Source organism: Nitrospira calida (assembly GCF_976986435.1).
On the sequence record NZ_OZ335950.1, the window covers coordinates 1,705,809 to 1,719,109 of the forward strand.

Consider the following 13,301-nt stretch of genomic DNA (forward strand, 5'->3'; position numbering starts at 1 on the left):
GGCTATTTCTCCGGCTTCAGTTGGGGAAAGAGCACCACGTCGCGGATGGATGCCTGATTGGTGAACAGCATGACGAGCCGGTCGATCCCGATTCCTTCGCCCGCGGTGGGGGGCATGCCGTATTCGAGCGCGCGCAAAAAGTCTTCATCCACCAGGTGCGCTTCTTCGTCGCCAGCCACCCGCTGGGACGCCTGCGCCTCGAACCGTCGGCGCTGGTCGAGCGGATCGTTCAACTCGGAAAAGGCGTTGGCGATTTCTCGGCCGGCGATGTACAGCTCGAACCGATCGGTCAGGGTCGGATCGGAGTCCTTGCGGCGGGCGAGGGGCGACAGCTCGATCGGGTAATCCGTGATGAACGTGGGTTGTTGCAGATGGGGTTCCACGGTTTCCTCGAACATTTCGTTCAGGACTGCCGCCAGCGGCGCGTTGGGATCGACCTCGACGCCGAGCTGCTTTGCGGCGGCCAGCGCGGAGGATCGATCGCGCAGGACGGACTCATCCAGCTTGTTCACTTCAAGGATCGCCTGGTGGTACGACCAACGCCGCCAGGGGGGCGTCAAGTCGATCTGCCGGCCTTGGTAGTCGATCACGGTCCGGCCCAATACCTCCCGTCCCAGGCGAACGAACAACTCCTCGGTCAACCCCATCAAGTCGGTGTAGTCGGCGAAGGCCACGTAGAATTCCAGCATCGTAAATTCGGGATTGTGGATCGTCGAGATGCCCTCGTTCCGGAAATTGCGGTTGATCTCGAACACGCGCGGGAAGCCGCCGACAATGAGCCGCTTCAGATAGAGTTCCGGCGCGATCCGCAAATAGAGATCCATCCCCAGCGCGTTGTGATGGGTGACGAACGGTTTGGCCGTTGCGCCGCCGGGAATCGGATGCATCATCGGGGTCTCGACTTCCAGAAATCCCCGCTCGATCAGAAACGAACGGATGGCGGCGATGATGCGGCTGCGGGTGATGAAAATCTCGTGAACGGAGGGGTTGGCGATCAGGTCCACGTACCGCTGGCGGTAGCGGGTTTCCACGTCGGTGAGGCCGTGCCATTTTTCCGGTAGGGGACGCAACGCCTTGCTGAGAAAGGTCAGGGAACGGACTTCGACGGTGAACTCGTTGGTCTTGGTGCGAAACAGTCGGCCGGTGACGCCGATCCAGTCGCCAAGGTCCAGCTCCTCGCAGATCCGGTAAGTCTGTTCGCCCAGGAGATCCTTCTTGAGATAAACCTGCAGGCGGTCCGCGCCGTCCTGGAGCACGGCGAAGGCGGCTTTGCCGAACCGCCGCAATGCCACAATGCGGCCGGCCAGCGTGCACTCGATGCGCTCCTGCTCCAGCGTCTCCTTGGACTTCCGTCCGTGCAGACGGATCAGGTCGCCGGCTCGGTCTTTGACCTCGAACCGCGTGCCGTACGGTTGGACCCCGAGTTGCCGGAGCGTCTCGAGTTTCTTGATCCGCTGAAGGCGCTGGTCGTTGTCTTCCATAAGCTTAGCCGGTAGCGACGAGCGAACGAGTTGTGCGCACAGTCATGGCGGTTCGCTATCTGCTGCCCGCTGCCAGTTGTTGTCTCAGATACGCCTCGATGAATTCGTCCAGGTCGCCGTCCATCACGGCTTCGACGTTGCCGACCTCGAGATTCGTCCGATGGTCTTTCACCAATTGGTAGGGTTGAAACACGTAGGAGCGGATCTGGTTTCCCCAGGCGATTTCCTTTTTCTCTCCCACAATCGCCTGGAACTCCGCCTGCTTTTTTTGCTGTTCCAGTTCGTAGAGACGGGCTTTCAGGATTTTCATTGCGCCCATCCGATTCTGCAGTTGCGACCGCTCGTTCTGGCATTGCACCACGATCCCAGTGGGGAGATGGGTGATGCGGATGGCCGTCTCCACTTTGTTGACGTTCTGCCCGCCGGCGCCGCCGGAGCGGAACGTGTCGATCCGCAGATCCTTCTCGTCGATCACGATCTCCACGTCTTCTTCGATCTCCGGGTACACGAATACGGAAGCGAACGACGTGTGCCGCCGTTTGTTGGCGTCGAACGGCGAGATCCGCACCAGGCGATGCACGCCGGCTTCGGCCTTTAGGTAACCGTAAGCGTACGGCCCGGCGATCGAAAGCGTGGCGCTTTTGATGCCTGCTTCGTCGCCCGCTTGTAGGTCCAGCGTCTCGACCTTGAACCCTTTGCGTTCCGCCCAGCGGACGTACATTCGCAGCAACATCTGGGCCCAGTCTTGAGATTCTGTGCCGCCGGCGCCAGGATGAATCGCGAGGATGGCGTTACTGCCGTCCCGTTCTCCGGACAACAGCAGTTCGATGCGCAAGGCGTTGACGTCGGCTTCGAGCCGGCTCAGTTCGGTAGAGAGTTCCTGTTCCAGCTCGGCGTCGCCCATTTCTTCGGTCAATTCCACCATCGCGCAAAGATCACCATGCCGGCGCTCGATCTCGCGCCAGCGGTTGAGTTCCCGCTCGATGGCGGCTTTTTTCCTGCTGAGTCGCGTGGCAGCCTGGGAATCTTTCCAGAAGTCCGGATGCGCTGATTGCTCGTTCAGGCTGTTCAATTCCTCAGTCAATCGAGGGAGGTCAAAGATGCCTCCGGAGTTCGCTGATCCGCTCACCGATCGTTCGAACCCGCGCATGGATTTCGTCAAGCATGGACAGCTCCTTGAAGCGAGAGGCACTCACGCATCGGGCTCTGGGGAAAAGCTTGAGCGCGCCGCCGGAGCCCAGAGCCTATTGCCGATGGTCGTGACCATTGCGCCGGAAGCGCGCGGCCGTCAAGAAAAGTCCGGTGATTATAACACACCCGTACCCGAAGGCATCACCGTATCGCGTGTAAAACGTCGGGCGACGTTGAACGGGGATCGAACCCATCAGCACCGCTTCCGTGAAGATCGGCGTCGCGCTGAGGATGCGTCCGGACGGATCGATGAAACCGGAGACCCCTGTATTGGCGGCCCGGGCGAAAGCCACGCGGTTCTCCACCGAGCGGAAAACGACCATCCCGAAATGCTGATAGGGAGCGGCTGAGCGGCCGAACCAGGCGTCGTTCGTGATGGTCGCCATGAACTCCGCGCCGTTGAGGGCGAATTGGCGAACCAGATCCGGGAAAATCACTTCGTAGCAGATGACGACCCCGAATTTGACTTCCGGTTTTTGATCGTCGGCGTGCGGCGAGGAGGCCGCGAGCGGCCGTACAGTCAGAATGGTGGGGGTGGTGCCGGCCTCGAAGTCGCCGATGCCCTCCACGAGTTTGTCCAGAAAAAAGAGCACCGACGAGTGCAGCGGGATGTATTCGCCGAACGGGACCAGGTGTTGTTTGTCGTAGCGGCCCTGGATCTCACCGGCGGGCGAGAGCAGATACGCACTGTTCAACAGGTACGGGCGGCGATCGGGGGTGTATCGGAGCGCCGGGCTGCCGAAAAGAATGGGTGCGCGCGCTGCTTGTGCCATGGCGGTCACTTCGGATCGGTACTGCGGTTCCAGCTCGAACAGAAAGGGGGTCGCCGCTTCCGGCCAGATGATCAAATCGGATCGAGCGGCCACCTGCGCCGTCAAGCGACGGTAGCGCTCCAGTGTCTCCTCACGGTATGCGACGTCCCATTTGTGCGCCTGATCGATATTAGCTTGCACCAGTCCGATGGACAGCGTTCGGACATCGAGAGAACGCGCGTCCACCTGTAGGGCGCTGTGCCCGTATATCCCTGCAATCGCCATGGCGAGCAAGGCGGCGGCCGGGGCCTGCCAAGCCAATCCGACCTGGTCCCGGCGGAGGCGGGCGAAAACCCAGCTTATCAGTTCGGTCAGCGCGAGGTTCACGAGCACGATCAGGAACGACACGCCGTACACGCCGGTGTGGTCCGCGATCTGGATAATCGAGAGCCATTGATATTGGGAATATCCGAGCAGGGCCCAGGGCAGGCCAGACAGGACATAGGTGCGTAGCAGTTCGAGCGACACCCACAGGCTGGGAGCCGTCAGAAAGAGCACCGAAGGAGCCATCCGCTTGAGCCATGTGTATCCGGCGGCATACAGGGCAACGTAGAGCCCGAGATAGGTGGTCAATACCACCATGACGGCATAACTGGCCGCCAGGGGCATCTTGCCGTAGAGGTGCATGGCCGTCACGACCCATGACATCGTGCCGGTGAACCCGATCAGCCCGGCGAGCCAGCCAATTCGGAAAGCCTGGCGCGGCGACGCCGGCTCGATGGCAAAATGAAGCGGAACCAGGAGGACCCAGGCAAGGAAGCCAAGATCGAAGTCGGGAAAGCAGAGGGGATACAACACCCCACTCGCGCAGGCCAGCAGGATCTGACGCGCGAGGGCTTTGTCCATCGGAAGTACCTTAACCAAATAGACAACGGGTTGCAACTTGGGTATGGTAGCCGTGCGGGATCATTGAACGCTGAACACGGAAAGTCGGTGAGGTGACGGGGATGAAGTGCCGGGTGCTTGGTTTGTGTGCAGTCTTGCTGATCGGAGATGTGGCCGTCGGCCGTACTGAGGAGCCTCCGATCTGGCGGCAAGCCGGGATGAAACTCCTGCGCGGCGCGATCAATTTCAGCACCGGCTGGATGGAGCTGCCAAAGCAAATCTATCGGATTGGTCAAGCGGAAGGCTGGGTGACCGGTGCGGTGCAAGGACCGATCGACGGACTGGGGATGTTCGTCGCCCGTACGGTTGCCGGCGCCTATGAGGTGTTGACGTTTCCGGTTCCTGTTCCGCCCCGCTACCAGCCTCTGTTCGAGCCGCGTTTTGTGTGGCAGGATGACCCGCCGCCCTCGGCCCAGCCGGCCCGTTCAACCGAGTCCGACGTTACCGCTGCTTCCTCCTGAACAAGTCCGTGCTTAATGACTGGATGCGATCCAGAAACAGCGTGCCGTTCAGGTGGTCCACCTCGTGCTGAAAGGCGAGGGCCTCAAGGTCTGACGTGATGAGCGTCCTCGTGCGGCCCTCCGGCGTCAAGCCCTCCACAACAGTCTTCCCGTAACGCAACACGTTGCCGGTGTAGTCCGGAACGCTCAAACAGCCCTCTCGGATGAGACGCCGGTCGTCCTGATCCACGATCCGCGGATTCAGCAACACCACCAGCCCGTGGCTGGTCTCGCCGTTCTTGCGCGTCACATCGACCACGATGACTTGGAGCAAGCGGCCGATCTGCGGGGCGGCGAGCGCGACGCCGGGGGACGCCTCCAGGGTATCGAGCATGTCCTGGATGAGGCCCGGCAATGTCGGATCGTCCAAGGAGACCGGCTTCGCCCTCTCTTTGAGGATCGGATCGGGGTAGAGCCGGATCGGACGGACGGCCACGGCGACCTAAAGCCGAACCTGCTCGATGGGGCGGAAGGTGAGATCCACGCCCAGCATCGGCTTCAGTTGTTCGAGGGCCTGCTCGAGTTCGGTTGGCTGGACCTGTGCCGGGAGCTGGATTTCCAAAATCATGACATACACCGGCCGGTCCTCCGAGCCGATGACCCGGGTGTTCATGTCGGTGATGTTGCCGTTGTGATCGGCCACCGCCCGCGCCACGTGCGCGACGATACCGGGGTGATCGGCGCCGTAGACCGACAGCATGAACAGCGGCGCGTCGGAGACCGGCGTCCGCTGCGCCGCCTGAGCTGGAAGCTCCCGGCAGAGCACCGTCAAGCCCATTTCGGAAATGTGGGGGGTAAGACGTTCGGAAAGGTGATCTGCCGAAAGCCCTTCCGGCAGGCGCACCATCACTATCATGGAGAATTCGCCGCGCAGCCTGGTCATGCAGGTATCTTCAATGTTGCAGCCGAGCCGGTAGAGCCCTTCGGCCAAACCCGCAACGATGCCCGGCCGATCCTGACCGAACGCGGTGATCATGGCGAAGGCGGACACATTGGACCTCTCTGGTGCGATGGGATGCGAAGGCGGGGCCACCCTAACAGGGGGCGAGGAATGAGTCAAGGCGAGACGCTCCCGTCGCACCTTGTCCGGTCTGAGAGAACTAGGTATCCTACGACCCTCCTTCCAGGAACGTGGCGATGCCGCGCAACGAGCAGTTCACCCGCCAATGGCTCATCGTACACAAGCTCGAAGCCTCGCGTGCCGGCCTCACCCTGGAAGAGTTGCGGGAGGCGCTGTCCCCCGAGTATCTCAAGCACCCCCGGACGCTCCGGCGCGATCTGGAGGCGCTGGAGGCCGCCGGGGTTCCGCTGATCAGCGAACGCGTGGACGGCCGCGTCCGCTGGCGCCTGATGGACGGCTACCGCAACTTACCTCTGACCTTCTCGCCGACCGAACTGATGGCTCTCCTGATCAGCCGGCATTTGCTGAAACCGCTCGAAGGCACCCATATCCGGTCCGCGCTGGATTCCGCGTTGAACAAGGCCGCAGCCGTGTTGCCGCCGGGCAGCCATCAGTACCTTGGCCGGGTGCAAGACATGTTGTCTGTCGGCATCGGCCCGCACAAACGGTACCGGCAGCACCGCGAGACCATCGACCGCTTGGCCCAGGCCATCGACAAGCACCGGACGGTCCAGATGCGGTACTACTCGGCGTCTAGGGGACGCATGACCCGCCGGGAGGTTGATCCATATCGATTGTGGTATGCGTCGGGCGGGCTGTACCTGGTCGGCCATTGCCATCTGCGGAACGATGTGCGGATGTTTGCCGTCGAGCGTATTCGCTCCGTGACCCTGACGGACCATCCGTATCAAATGCCGTTAGGGTTTGATTTGGATGCCTATGTGCAGGATGCCCTGACCGTCATGCGAGGCAAGCGCATCGACGTGGAACTCTTATTTGACCAGGCGACCGCTGCCTGGGTCCGCGACCGCGTCTGGCATCCGAGCCAGAAACTGACTCCGTTCAAGGGAGGCCGACTCCGCATGGCCTTGCAGGTGGCGGATACGCGGGAACTGGTCGGCTGGGTCCTGAGCTTCGGCAGCGGTGTCACGGTGGTGCGGCCGGACTCCTTGCGCCAAGCGGTCAAGAAAGAAGCCAAGAACATTTTGGAGGGATCGTAAACGTGGTCCTCGGAATTGGTCGATCTGGTCTCTCGGGTTTGTCTCGTCCGTCTGGTTTCTCCGATCTCGCGCACGAAATAAACGAGACGGACTGCGCACCAGATAGACCAGACAACTGTCTTCAGAGGGTGACCTCGGATGTCACTGGGTCCGGCTGGCGGCTCCCCGCCGGTGCCGATAAGTGCCGGTAGGCTTGGAAGAATTCACAGCGTAGAAAATGTCAGCGAACATGACCTCGGATGTCATAGGTGCGTGCTACGCTCGTCGCCAGCTAAACATTCCTCTCCCCATGGGGGAAAGGGCAGGGCGAGAACCCCTTCATCGTCCCCCCTCTCCCCTTGCGGGGAGAGGGGGGAGGGAAAGCGAAAGGAGGCGGCCATGCGAGACGCTGCACTGGTCATGACCATGTTCGTGTTGGCTGCCGCGCCGGTCTGGGCCGAGAGCGGATTCGATCCGAAGTATGAGCGCGACTACAACATCTTCAACCCCGCCGACCGCTATCGGCCGGACAATCCGCTCAATCCCGCCAGCGCGTATCATCCGGACAACCCCTTCAACCCGGCGAACCGCTACGACCCAGGCAATCCGGCGAATCCGGTCAACCAATTCCGCCCGAACAACCCGTTCAATCCGGCGAATCAGTTTCATCCGGACAATCCGTTAAATCCGGCCAATCAGTTCAACCCCGCCGTGCCCTTCGCACCGCTGGATGGGGGAAAGGGACGACGGAGTGCACGCTGAGGGGTGCGAGAACGGCTTGCGGGGGCAATGGAAAGCGGAGTGACGAGGCAAAAGGAGAGGGCCGGTGCTGATGGGCTAGCCCTCGCCTCCGGCTGCCTGGAGCACGTAATGCAGTTCGCCCTGCAAACCCAAATGATCCGCCCAGTTCCAGAGGTAGTCGAGATCGAGTCGAAGGTGCGGATTCTTGACGATGCCGATCACGTCGTCAAAATCTGTCGGCCGGCCGGCTTTAAGTTTGAGGATCATCAGGTCTTCCGGGCTCACGACGGAGAGCGAGAGCCCATGAAGCTGGACCGTCCGTGTCCGTCTCAATGCCTCGCGTTCATGTCGGTCTGAGGCATAGACAAGATCAAGCGGGTAGTCGGGATGACGCTGCGAGACAAAACGAGTCACTCTGGTTTCGGCCATCGGATTGGCCGCCTGCCACTGCCGATTGACTGTGATACCGGACGATGACAGGCGAGCGATGAGCCGTTCTTTGGCACCCTGATCGACGAGGATGAGCAGATCAAGATCGTGCGTGGCTCGAGGCCGCCCCCAAGCTCCGAGAGCCGCGGCTCCGATGAGACAATGGGGAACGGACAGTGTGGAGAGATCAGCCAGGACATCGGCCAAAAGAGACTGAAGGCCGGGTGAAAGGGGTGACGCTGGTTCTTCATGGAGATCGTCTGTCGTCACGCCGTTACCAACGGCAGGAGGTGAATCATGGCTTCTCGGACTCGGCCTCTGGTGTGTGGGAATAGAGCGCGGCCGCAAAGGCTTTGGCTAAAGCAAGATGCTCATCCGACAGTCGGCAGACGGCCAGAATGCCCTCTTCCGGCGTGGACGGATAATCCATCGGACTGATCTGCGCCGCGGTCACATGAAGCTTGCGCAGCCAGATGGGCGGGTTCGCGGGATCGAAGGCCATGGTCAGCATTCTACAGGAACCGGATCGGAAGGCAAAGCCGGCCGATGCGCCCGCGCCGTGACCTTGACGGAACAACCCTCTCCGCCCCGTGGGAGAGGGCAAGGGTGAGGGGAAGGGGGCAATGCGAGCCTCTTGGTGCATGTGCCGACAGGCCTGGGCAAAACCGCGATGGTGGTGCGGGGAGGGCTGTGGCGGCGGGGGTCCCACAGGATAGGCGCCAGATGAGGCGTGATCGCTCCCTCTTGGTCCAAGAGAAAGTCGAACGGCGGATTTTTCTGATTCGTGGGCACAAGGTCATACTCAGCACGGGTCTGGCTGAGCTGTAAGGAGTTGAGGCTCACGCGCTAGTGCAGGCGGTCAAGCGGAATCGGGAGCGATTCCCAGGCGATTTCATGTTCGAGTTGGAGTGGTCTCCGGCGCGCCGCGATGGACACATTCGATCGCTTTTTGAAGCCATTCGGAAACTGGTAAGTCAACCGGCCGCGCCGGGGCGCCGGATCGGATTGAGATAAAATCCTCCGGCACAGGCAAACTGAAACGGCATCGCGGATGAGCCGCTCGTTTCAATCCATCGAACGCCCCCGCCATACCCTTCGCGCCGCTGGATGGAGGAATGAGCGGGCGGAGCAGGCGATAGTGATGGATCAGGGCAGAACGGTCAAACCAAGGCTGCGGAAATCTGCATCAAAGGTGAGGCACGGAACATGATCGAGCAGTGTGGTGACGACAACGAACGAAATCGAATCGCAGAAGGAGAGCCGACGATCGCGGGCGTACGATCGAAAAGATGTGTTCGGCCTCCTCCCGCACACGATCGCCGCAGGCGACGATGCGAAGGCCGGGCTTCACATCAGTGAGAAACGCGAGCGCGGCCTGAAAGTTGTGCCGGTACCGCAGCCGTGTCACCGTTTCGCTGATGATATCCCAGGTGGTGCAAAACGTCGTGCCGGCGGCGGCCGATTCCGTGACCAGGGCTTGCGCTCTTGCATGGTTGGTGTCCTTGGGATCAAGGCAAGCGTAGAAGAATGAAGTGTCGCAAAATACCAGAGCGGGAAGGGCCATTAGCGGATCGCGCCATGCGGCCCGTAGAGATGGGTTTTCACGTGGGAGGAGATCGAGCGCTTCCGACCGCGCGGCTTCGGCAGTTTCTTCATCAGGCGGAGGAGCGCTTTCGCTGCCGTTCCCGGCTCGGGTTCGGGACGCACGGCGCGAAGCTCCGCGACGACCTCGTTGTGAACTGTGATTGCCACGCGGGCGCCCGCATCTCGTCGGACCCGGCGAACCAGCGCCGGCAGTCGCCTGCGCGCTTCGCTGATCGAAAGTTTCATCAGCTCCTCCGGCTGAACACGTTAAAAAAAGTACAGCGATGTACAACACATGTCAACACGTCGACGATCCCGACATGCATCTGTACCACCTATACGTGGTGAACAAGTGCAACCCCGGCGTGCCGTTCGGGCCGTTGGATAGCGGCCTGAGTGGGAATCAAAGCTCTCTGCCTTGGTAAGGCGGGGTTGGGGCAGGGAGAGGAACCGGGTGCGATGGAAAACATGACAAAGGTGGATAAGGCGTTTACGCAGTGGTTTCAGCAGGCCACCGGTTGCACGCCCTATCCGTTCCAGATCCGCTTTGCCTGCGGGGACTGGCTCCGCCACGCGGTGCCTGTCCCCAGTGACAGAGATCCCTCTCCCCTCTGCAGGAGAGGGCAAGGGTGAGGGGCAAGCATCCGATCCCTCTCCCCTTGCGGGAGAGGGGGTGGGTGAGGGGGCGAGCAATGGAGGCTTCTTGGTGCACATGCCCACGGGCCTCGGCAAGACGGCGATGGCGGTGCTGGGCTGGCTGTGGCGGTATGAGGGGACAGCCTACGGAAAGTCACACAAAGACTGGTCGGTATTCATGAGTGAAGAGCTGGAAGTGCTGAAGTTGGTGGCACGGCGGTTGGCCGCTGCGGGCATCCCCTATATGGTGACAGGTTCGATAGCCGTCAACTTCTATGCCGTTCCCCGGATGACCCGCGACATTGATCTGGTGGTCGAGATCGGCGAGCGTGTGGCGGATCACGTCGTGGCGCTGTTTGAGGACGAGTTCTACATTGACCGCGACATGGCGCGACACGCCGTCGAAACAAGGGGGATGTTCAACATGATCCACACGGCCTCGGTGGTCAAAGTGGATCTCATTGTACGAAAGGACACCGAGTACCGGCGTACAGAGTTCGCCCGCAGAAGGTGGGTCGCAGTGGAAGGCCAAGAGGTGTGCATCGTGGCGCCGGAGGACTTGATTCTTTCCAAACTGGAGTGGGCCAAGGACAGCCGATCCGAGCGGCAGCTTGAGGATGTCCGCAACCTGCTGCTGAGCGTTCCGGACCTCGACAAAGACTATTTGGTGCAATGGGCCGATCGGCTAGGCGTAGGCGCCCTGTATCGTGAGGTCTGTTCATGACCGACACGGCACCGGAGATCGAGCAGCGGTTTCGGGCGATGTTGCTGGCCCGTTCGGGCGAGGAACGGCTCAAGATGGGTTGTTCCATGCACCAGGCTGCGCAACGGCTGGTGCGGGCGTCGGTGCTGGCCCGAAATCCGCAGGCGACGCCTGCCGAGGTGCGGCGGGCGCTCGTGCTGCGGTTCTATGGGCGGGATCTCAATCCCGACCAGCTCCGCGCGGTCTTGGCCGTGGTGGAGGGCGAGGACCGAGGAGGATTCAGGCAAAGGGCGGGCCGAGCAGATTCAAAGGACTCCAGCGCCAGCGGTTTGGATTGATCGTGTTCGGTTCCAAAGAAGGTGATACCGGGCGAACATGGTTGTCGGAGAATAGCTCTCTGGTTTTCCAGAGGAGAAGGTGAGGGGAGCGTGGTGGCGGACAATCAATTCAAGGGATGGTTTCAACAGGTCACTGGGTATGCGCCCTTTCCGTTCCAGGCCCGCTTCGCCTGCGGGGAGGCCTTGCCCCAATTGGTGCCTGTGCCGACGGGCTTGGGCAAGACGGCCATGGCGGTCCTGGCGTGGCTGTGGCGGCGACGAGAACGGGACGACTTCGACAGCCCGCACCTGCGCATGAGGTTGGAAGATGATGCCGGAATATGAGTCACGGCCGGCGGACAGCGACGGGTGCCTGACGACGTTCGAAGGCGCCTGCCGGGAACAACTCCATCGCTGGGCGCAATTGCTGTTGGAAGACATCCTCAAGGCTCTGGAGGAGATGGAAGACCTTTCTCGGCAGTTGTGGGCGGCGCCTGCCAGACGTCCTGGCGAATCTGCGCGTGGTGCAACGGTCAACGACCCGTCACTTGGGGAGAGCCACTGGCGGCACCTGGCCGCAATTGTAAAAGTGCGCGAGAGGGCCGTGCTGGAGTGATTGTGATTGGGCAGGCTTTCATCATTTTGGTGTAACAAAGGAGGACCAGTCCATGAGTGAGGCGCTGTCATTGGAGAAATTGCAACAAGCTGTGCGTGGTTCAGCAGCAGCTTTTCGCTGTAGGAGGCGGATCCAGCCAGCAGGAGGCCAAGGCGACAAAGTTTTTCCTCCGACGTTCGCCGGTGCAGTCTATGCAGTCGAACAGCGGCGTGTTCTTGGGCGTGAGCAGCCTGTCACGTGTGTGTTGCTTGACAGTGTCCAGAGTCAGGCCAATCGGATGGAGCTGGCATTGCAGGAAGCGCTGGATGCGGGGAAAATCGAACTCCCTGTCTTGGTGGTGGACTTTACTGAGTATGGACCCTCCGGCGATGTCGAAGCCGACGAACAAGCAGGAAAGCTCATCGACGCTATTGGTAAGATTACCAGTCTTCAGGTACCGCACCGGATTGCTGATGCCATTTTACGGGATAGTCAAGTCGATGGAATAGCCTTTCGCAAATCAGAAAAGGGAAAAGCTCTCAACACTGTCAGCCTTGCTAATGCGACACCGTTGTTCGAATTGTGTCCGACGGCATTGTTGTTCGGCATGTGGGATTCCACTGGCCCTAAGGGTGGTCTCGGCCCGAAGTTCGAGAGAGCCATAGTCTCTGAGATCGTTGGTATTGACGCTCACGTTGGCGATCTTCTCAGGGGTGTGCGGAAGGATCCATTTGAAGCAAGCAATAAAGTTCCGATCATCAAAAACAGCGCTTTTGATTGGAAGGTTTCAGATGATCCTAAAGAAAAAGGGGTCGTCGCCCCGTCTGCCGTCAATCACAGCAGTGTGCCCTTTCCGAAAGTCCGTGATCGCAAGACAGAAGAGAATCATTACGCTGGCGTGACCATCGAATATGCTGAGCAAGTCACCACCCTCTCGCTAATTTGCCTGCGGCGGCTTCGCTTCCCACTCAATGGCAAAGTAGATCCTGAGGTTGATGCGGCTGCTCGCACAGTCCTCGCCTCGCTGGGGTTGTGCGCCGCGACCCTTGCGTTTGAATCCGGGATGGGGCTGCGTTCCCGTTGCCTGCTCTGGCCTGAGGGTCCCATGGAGTGGGAACTGCTCGACAAACCAGGACACCCTCCTGCCCGATATTGTCTGACGAGCGAGGACGCAGTTAGCATCCTCAAGCAAGCAACTGAAATCGCAAAGCAGAAAGGCTTGCCATGGAGAAAAGACCCGCTTCCATCATTGAAGCCCTCACCTGAGTTGCTGAAACTGGTGCGCCTTAGCCAGATCGAGGCAACAAAGCAAACAGCGGAGGCGTGA

The 13,301-nt window shown here is 60.7% G+C and carries 17 protein-coding genes and 1 pseudogene; 10 read left to right on the top strand and 8 right to left on the bottom strand.

Going from position 1 to position 13,301, the window contains the following annotated elements; genetic code table 11:
* Positions 1-2: 2 nt before the first annotated feature.
* The 3 genes from lysS to lnt all read right to left on the bottom strand — a co-directional run bounded on the left by lysS (position 3) and on the right by lnt (position 4,330).
* Positions 3-1,481: a lysine--tRNA ligase gene (gene lysS, locus ACWHTU_RS08495; RefSeq protein ID WP_447863093.1), complete on the bottom strand. Its 1,479-nt coding sequence runs from the start codon at positions 1,479-1,481 to the stop codon at positions 3-5.
* 55 nt (positions 1,482-1,536) lie between these two features.
* Positions 1,537-2,647 (bottom strand): peptide chain release factor 2 gene (prfB, locus tag ACWHTU_RS08500; RefSeq protein ID WP_447863094.1). Its coding sequence is split into 2 segments (ribosomal slippage): positions 1,537-2,586 and positions 2,588-2,647, totalling 1,110 coding nucleotides; the frame shifts between segments, so codons are not numbered across the junction.
* A gap of 78 nt (positions 2,648-2,725) precedes the next feature.
* Positions 2,726-4,330 (bottom strand): apolipoprotein N-acyltransferase, encoded by a 1,605-nt coding sequence (gene lnt, locus ACWHTU_RS08505; protein ID WP_447863095.1) that lies wholly within the window; start codon positions 4,328-4,330, stop codon positions 2,726-2,728.
* 101 nt (positions 4,331-4,431) lie between these two features.
* Between lnt and ACWHTU_RS08510 the strand changes: the two genes are divergently transcribed.
* Positions 4,432-4,830 carry an exosortase system-associated protein, TIGR04073 family gene (locus ACWHTU_RS08510; protein WP_447863096.1) on the top strand — a complete coding sequence of 133 codons (399 nt, stop codon included), beginning with the start codon at positions 4,432-4,434 and terminating at the stop codon, positions 4,828-4,830.
* Here the strand turns inward: ACWHTU_RS08510 and def are convergent.
* Together def and ACWHTU_RS08520 are read right to left on the bottom strand one after the other, a co-directional pair.
* Entirely contained in the window at positions 4,811-5,305 is a 495-nt protein-coding gene (def, locus tag ACWHTU_RS08515; protein WP_447863097.1) for a peptide deformylase, read from the bottom strand. The genes ACWHTU_RS08510 and def overlap by 20 nt on opposite strands.
* 6 nt (positions 5,306-5,311) lie before the next feature.
* Entirely contained in the window at positions 5,312-5,845 is a 534-nt protein-coding gene (locus ACWHTU_RS08520) for a glycine cleavage system protein R (RefSeq protein WP_447863098.1), read from the bottom strand.
* A 161-nt stretch (positions 5,846-6,006) separates the two neighbouring features.
* Between ACWHTU_RS08520 and ACWHTU_RS08525 the strand changes: the two genes are divergently transcribed.
* Positions 6,007-6,990: a helix-turn-helix transcriptional regulator gene (locus tag ACWHTU_RS08525; protein ID WP_447863099.1), complete on the top strand. Its 984-nt coding sequence runs from the start codon at positions 6,007-6,009 to the stop codon at positions 6,988-6,990.
* 378 nt (positions 6,991-7,368) lie between these two features.
* Positions 7,369-7,731, top strand: coding sequence for a hypothetical protein (locus ACWHTU_RS08530; RefSeq protein WP_447863100.1), 363 nt, complete (start codon positions 7,369-7,371; stop codon positions 7,729-7,731).
* Between the two features lie 75 nt (positions 7,732-7,806).
* On the opposite strand, the gene ACWHTU_RS08535 is transcribed toward ACWHTU_RS08530, so the two are convergent.
* Together ACWHTU_RS08535 and ACWHTU_RS08540 are read right to left on the bottom strand one after the other, a co-directional pair.
* Complete coding sequence (locus ACWHTU_RS08535; RefSeq protein ID WP_447863101.1) at positions 7,807-8,409, bottom strand: nucleotidyltransferase; 603 nt, start codon at positions 8,407-8,409, stop codon at positions 7,807-7,809.
* A gap of 25 nt (positions 8,410-8,434) precedes the next feature.
* Positions 8,435-8,650 (bottom strand): hypothetical protein, encoded by a 216-nt coding sequence (locus ACWHTU_RS08540; protein ID WP_447863102.1) that lies wholly within the window; start codon positions 8,648-8,650, stop codon positions 8,435-8,437.
* A gap of 212 nt (positions 8,651-8,862) precedes the next feature.
* Between ACWHTU_RS08540 and ACWHTU_RS08545 the strand changes: the two are divergent.
* Together ACWHTU_RS08545 and ACWHTU_RS08550 are read left to right on the top strand one after the other, a co-directional pair.
* Positions 8,863-9,045 (top strand): annotated as a pseudogene (locus ACWHTU_RS08545) (ORF6N domain-containing protein); the annotation flags it as partial.
* 316 nt (positions 9,046-9,361) lie between these two features.
* Entirely contained in the window at positions 9,362-9,670 is a 309-nt protein-coding gene (locus tag ACWHTU_RS08550) for a hypothetical protein (protein WP_447863103.1), read from the top strand.
* Between the two features lie 32 nt (positions 9,671-9,702).
* Here the strand turns inward: ACWHTU_RS08550 and ACWHTU_RS08555 are convergent, their stop codons facing one another.
* The gene (locus tag ACWHTU_RS08555) at positions 9,703-9,969 is read right to left on the bottom strand and encodes a type II toxin-antitoxin system Phd/YefM family antitoxin (RefSeq protein ID WP_447863104.1); all 267 of its coding nucleotides are present in this window, start codon (positions 9,967-9,969) and stop codon (positions 9,703-9,705) included.
* A 466-nt stretch (positions 9,970-10,435) separates the two neighbouring features.
* On the opposite strand from ACWHTU_RS08555, the gene ACWHTU_RS08560 reads away from it, so the two are divergent.
* The 5 genes from ACWHTU_RS08560 (at position 10,436) to cas7g (ending at position 13,301) form a co-directional block, all read left to right on the top strand.
* Entirely contained in the window at positions 10,436-11,083 is a 648-nt protein-coding gene (locus ACWHTU_RS08560; protein WP_447863105.1) for a nucleotidyltransferase, read from the top strand.
* Complete coding sequence (locus ACWHTU_RS08565) at positions 11,080-11,400, top strand: hypothetical protein (RefSeq protein ID WP_447863106.1); 321 nt, start codon at positions 11,080-11,082, stop codon at positions 11,398-11,400. The genes ACWHTU_RS08560 and ACWHTU_RS08565 overlap by 4 nt, the downstream gene beginning before the upstream one ends.
* A gap of 90 nt (positions 11,401-11,490) precedes the next feature.
* Positions 11,491-11,724, top strand: coding sequence for a hypothetical protein (locus tag ACWHTU_RS08570; protein ID WP_447863107.1), 234 nt, complete (start codon positions 11,491-11,493; stop codon positions 11,722-11,724).
* Positions 11,708-11,995: a hypothetical protein gene (locus tag ACWHTU_RS08575; protein ID WP_447863108.1), complete on the top strand. Its 288-nt coding sequence runs from the start codon at positions 11,708-11,710 to the stop codon at positions 11,993-11,995. The genes ACWHTU_RS08570 and ACWHTU_RS08575 overlap by 17 nt, the downstream gene beginning before the upstream one ends.
* A 52-nt stretch (positions 11,996-12,047) precedes the next feature.
* Positions 12,048-13,301: a type I-G CRISPR-associated RAMP protein Csb1/Cas7g gene (gene cas7g, locus ACWHTU_RS08580; protein ID WP_447863109.1), complete on the top strand. Its 1,254-nt coding sequence runs from the start codon at positions 12,048-12,050 to the stop codon at positions 13,299-13,301.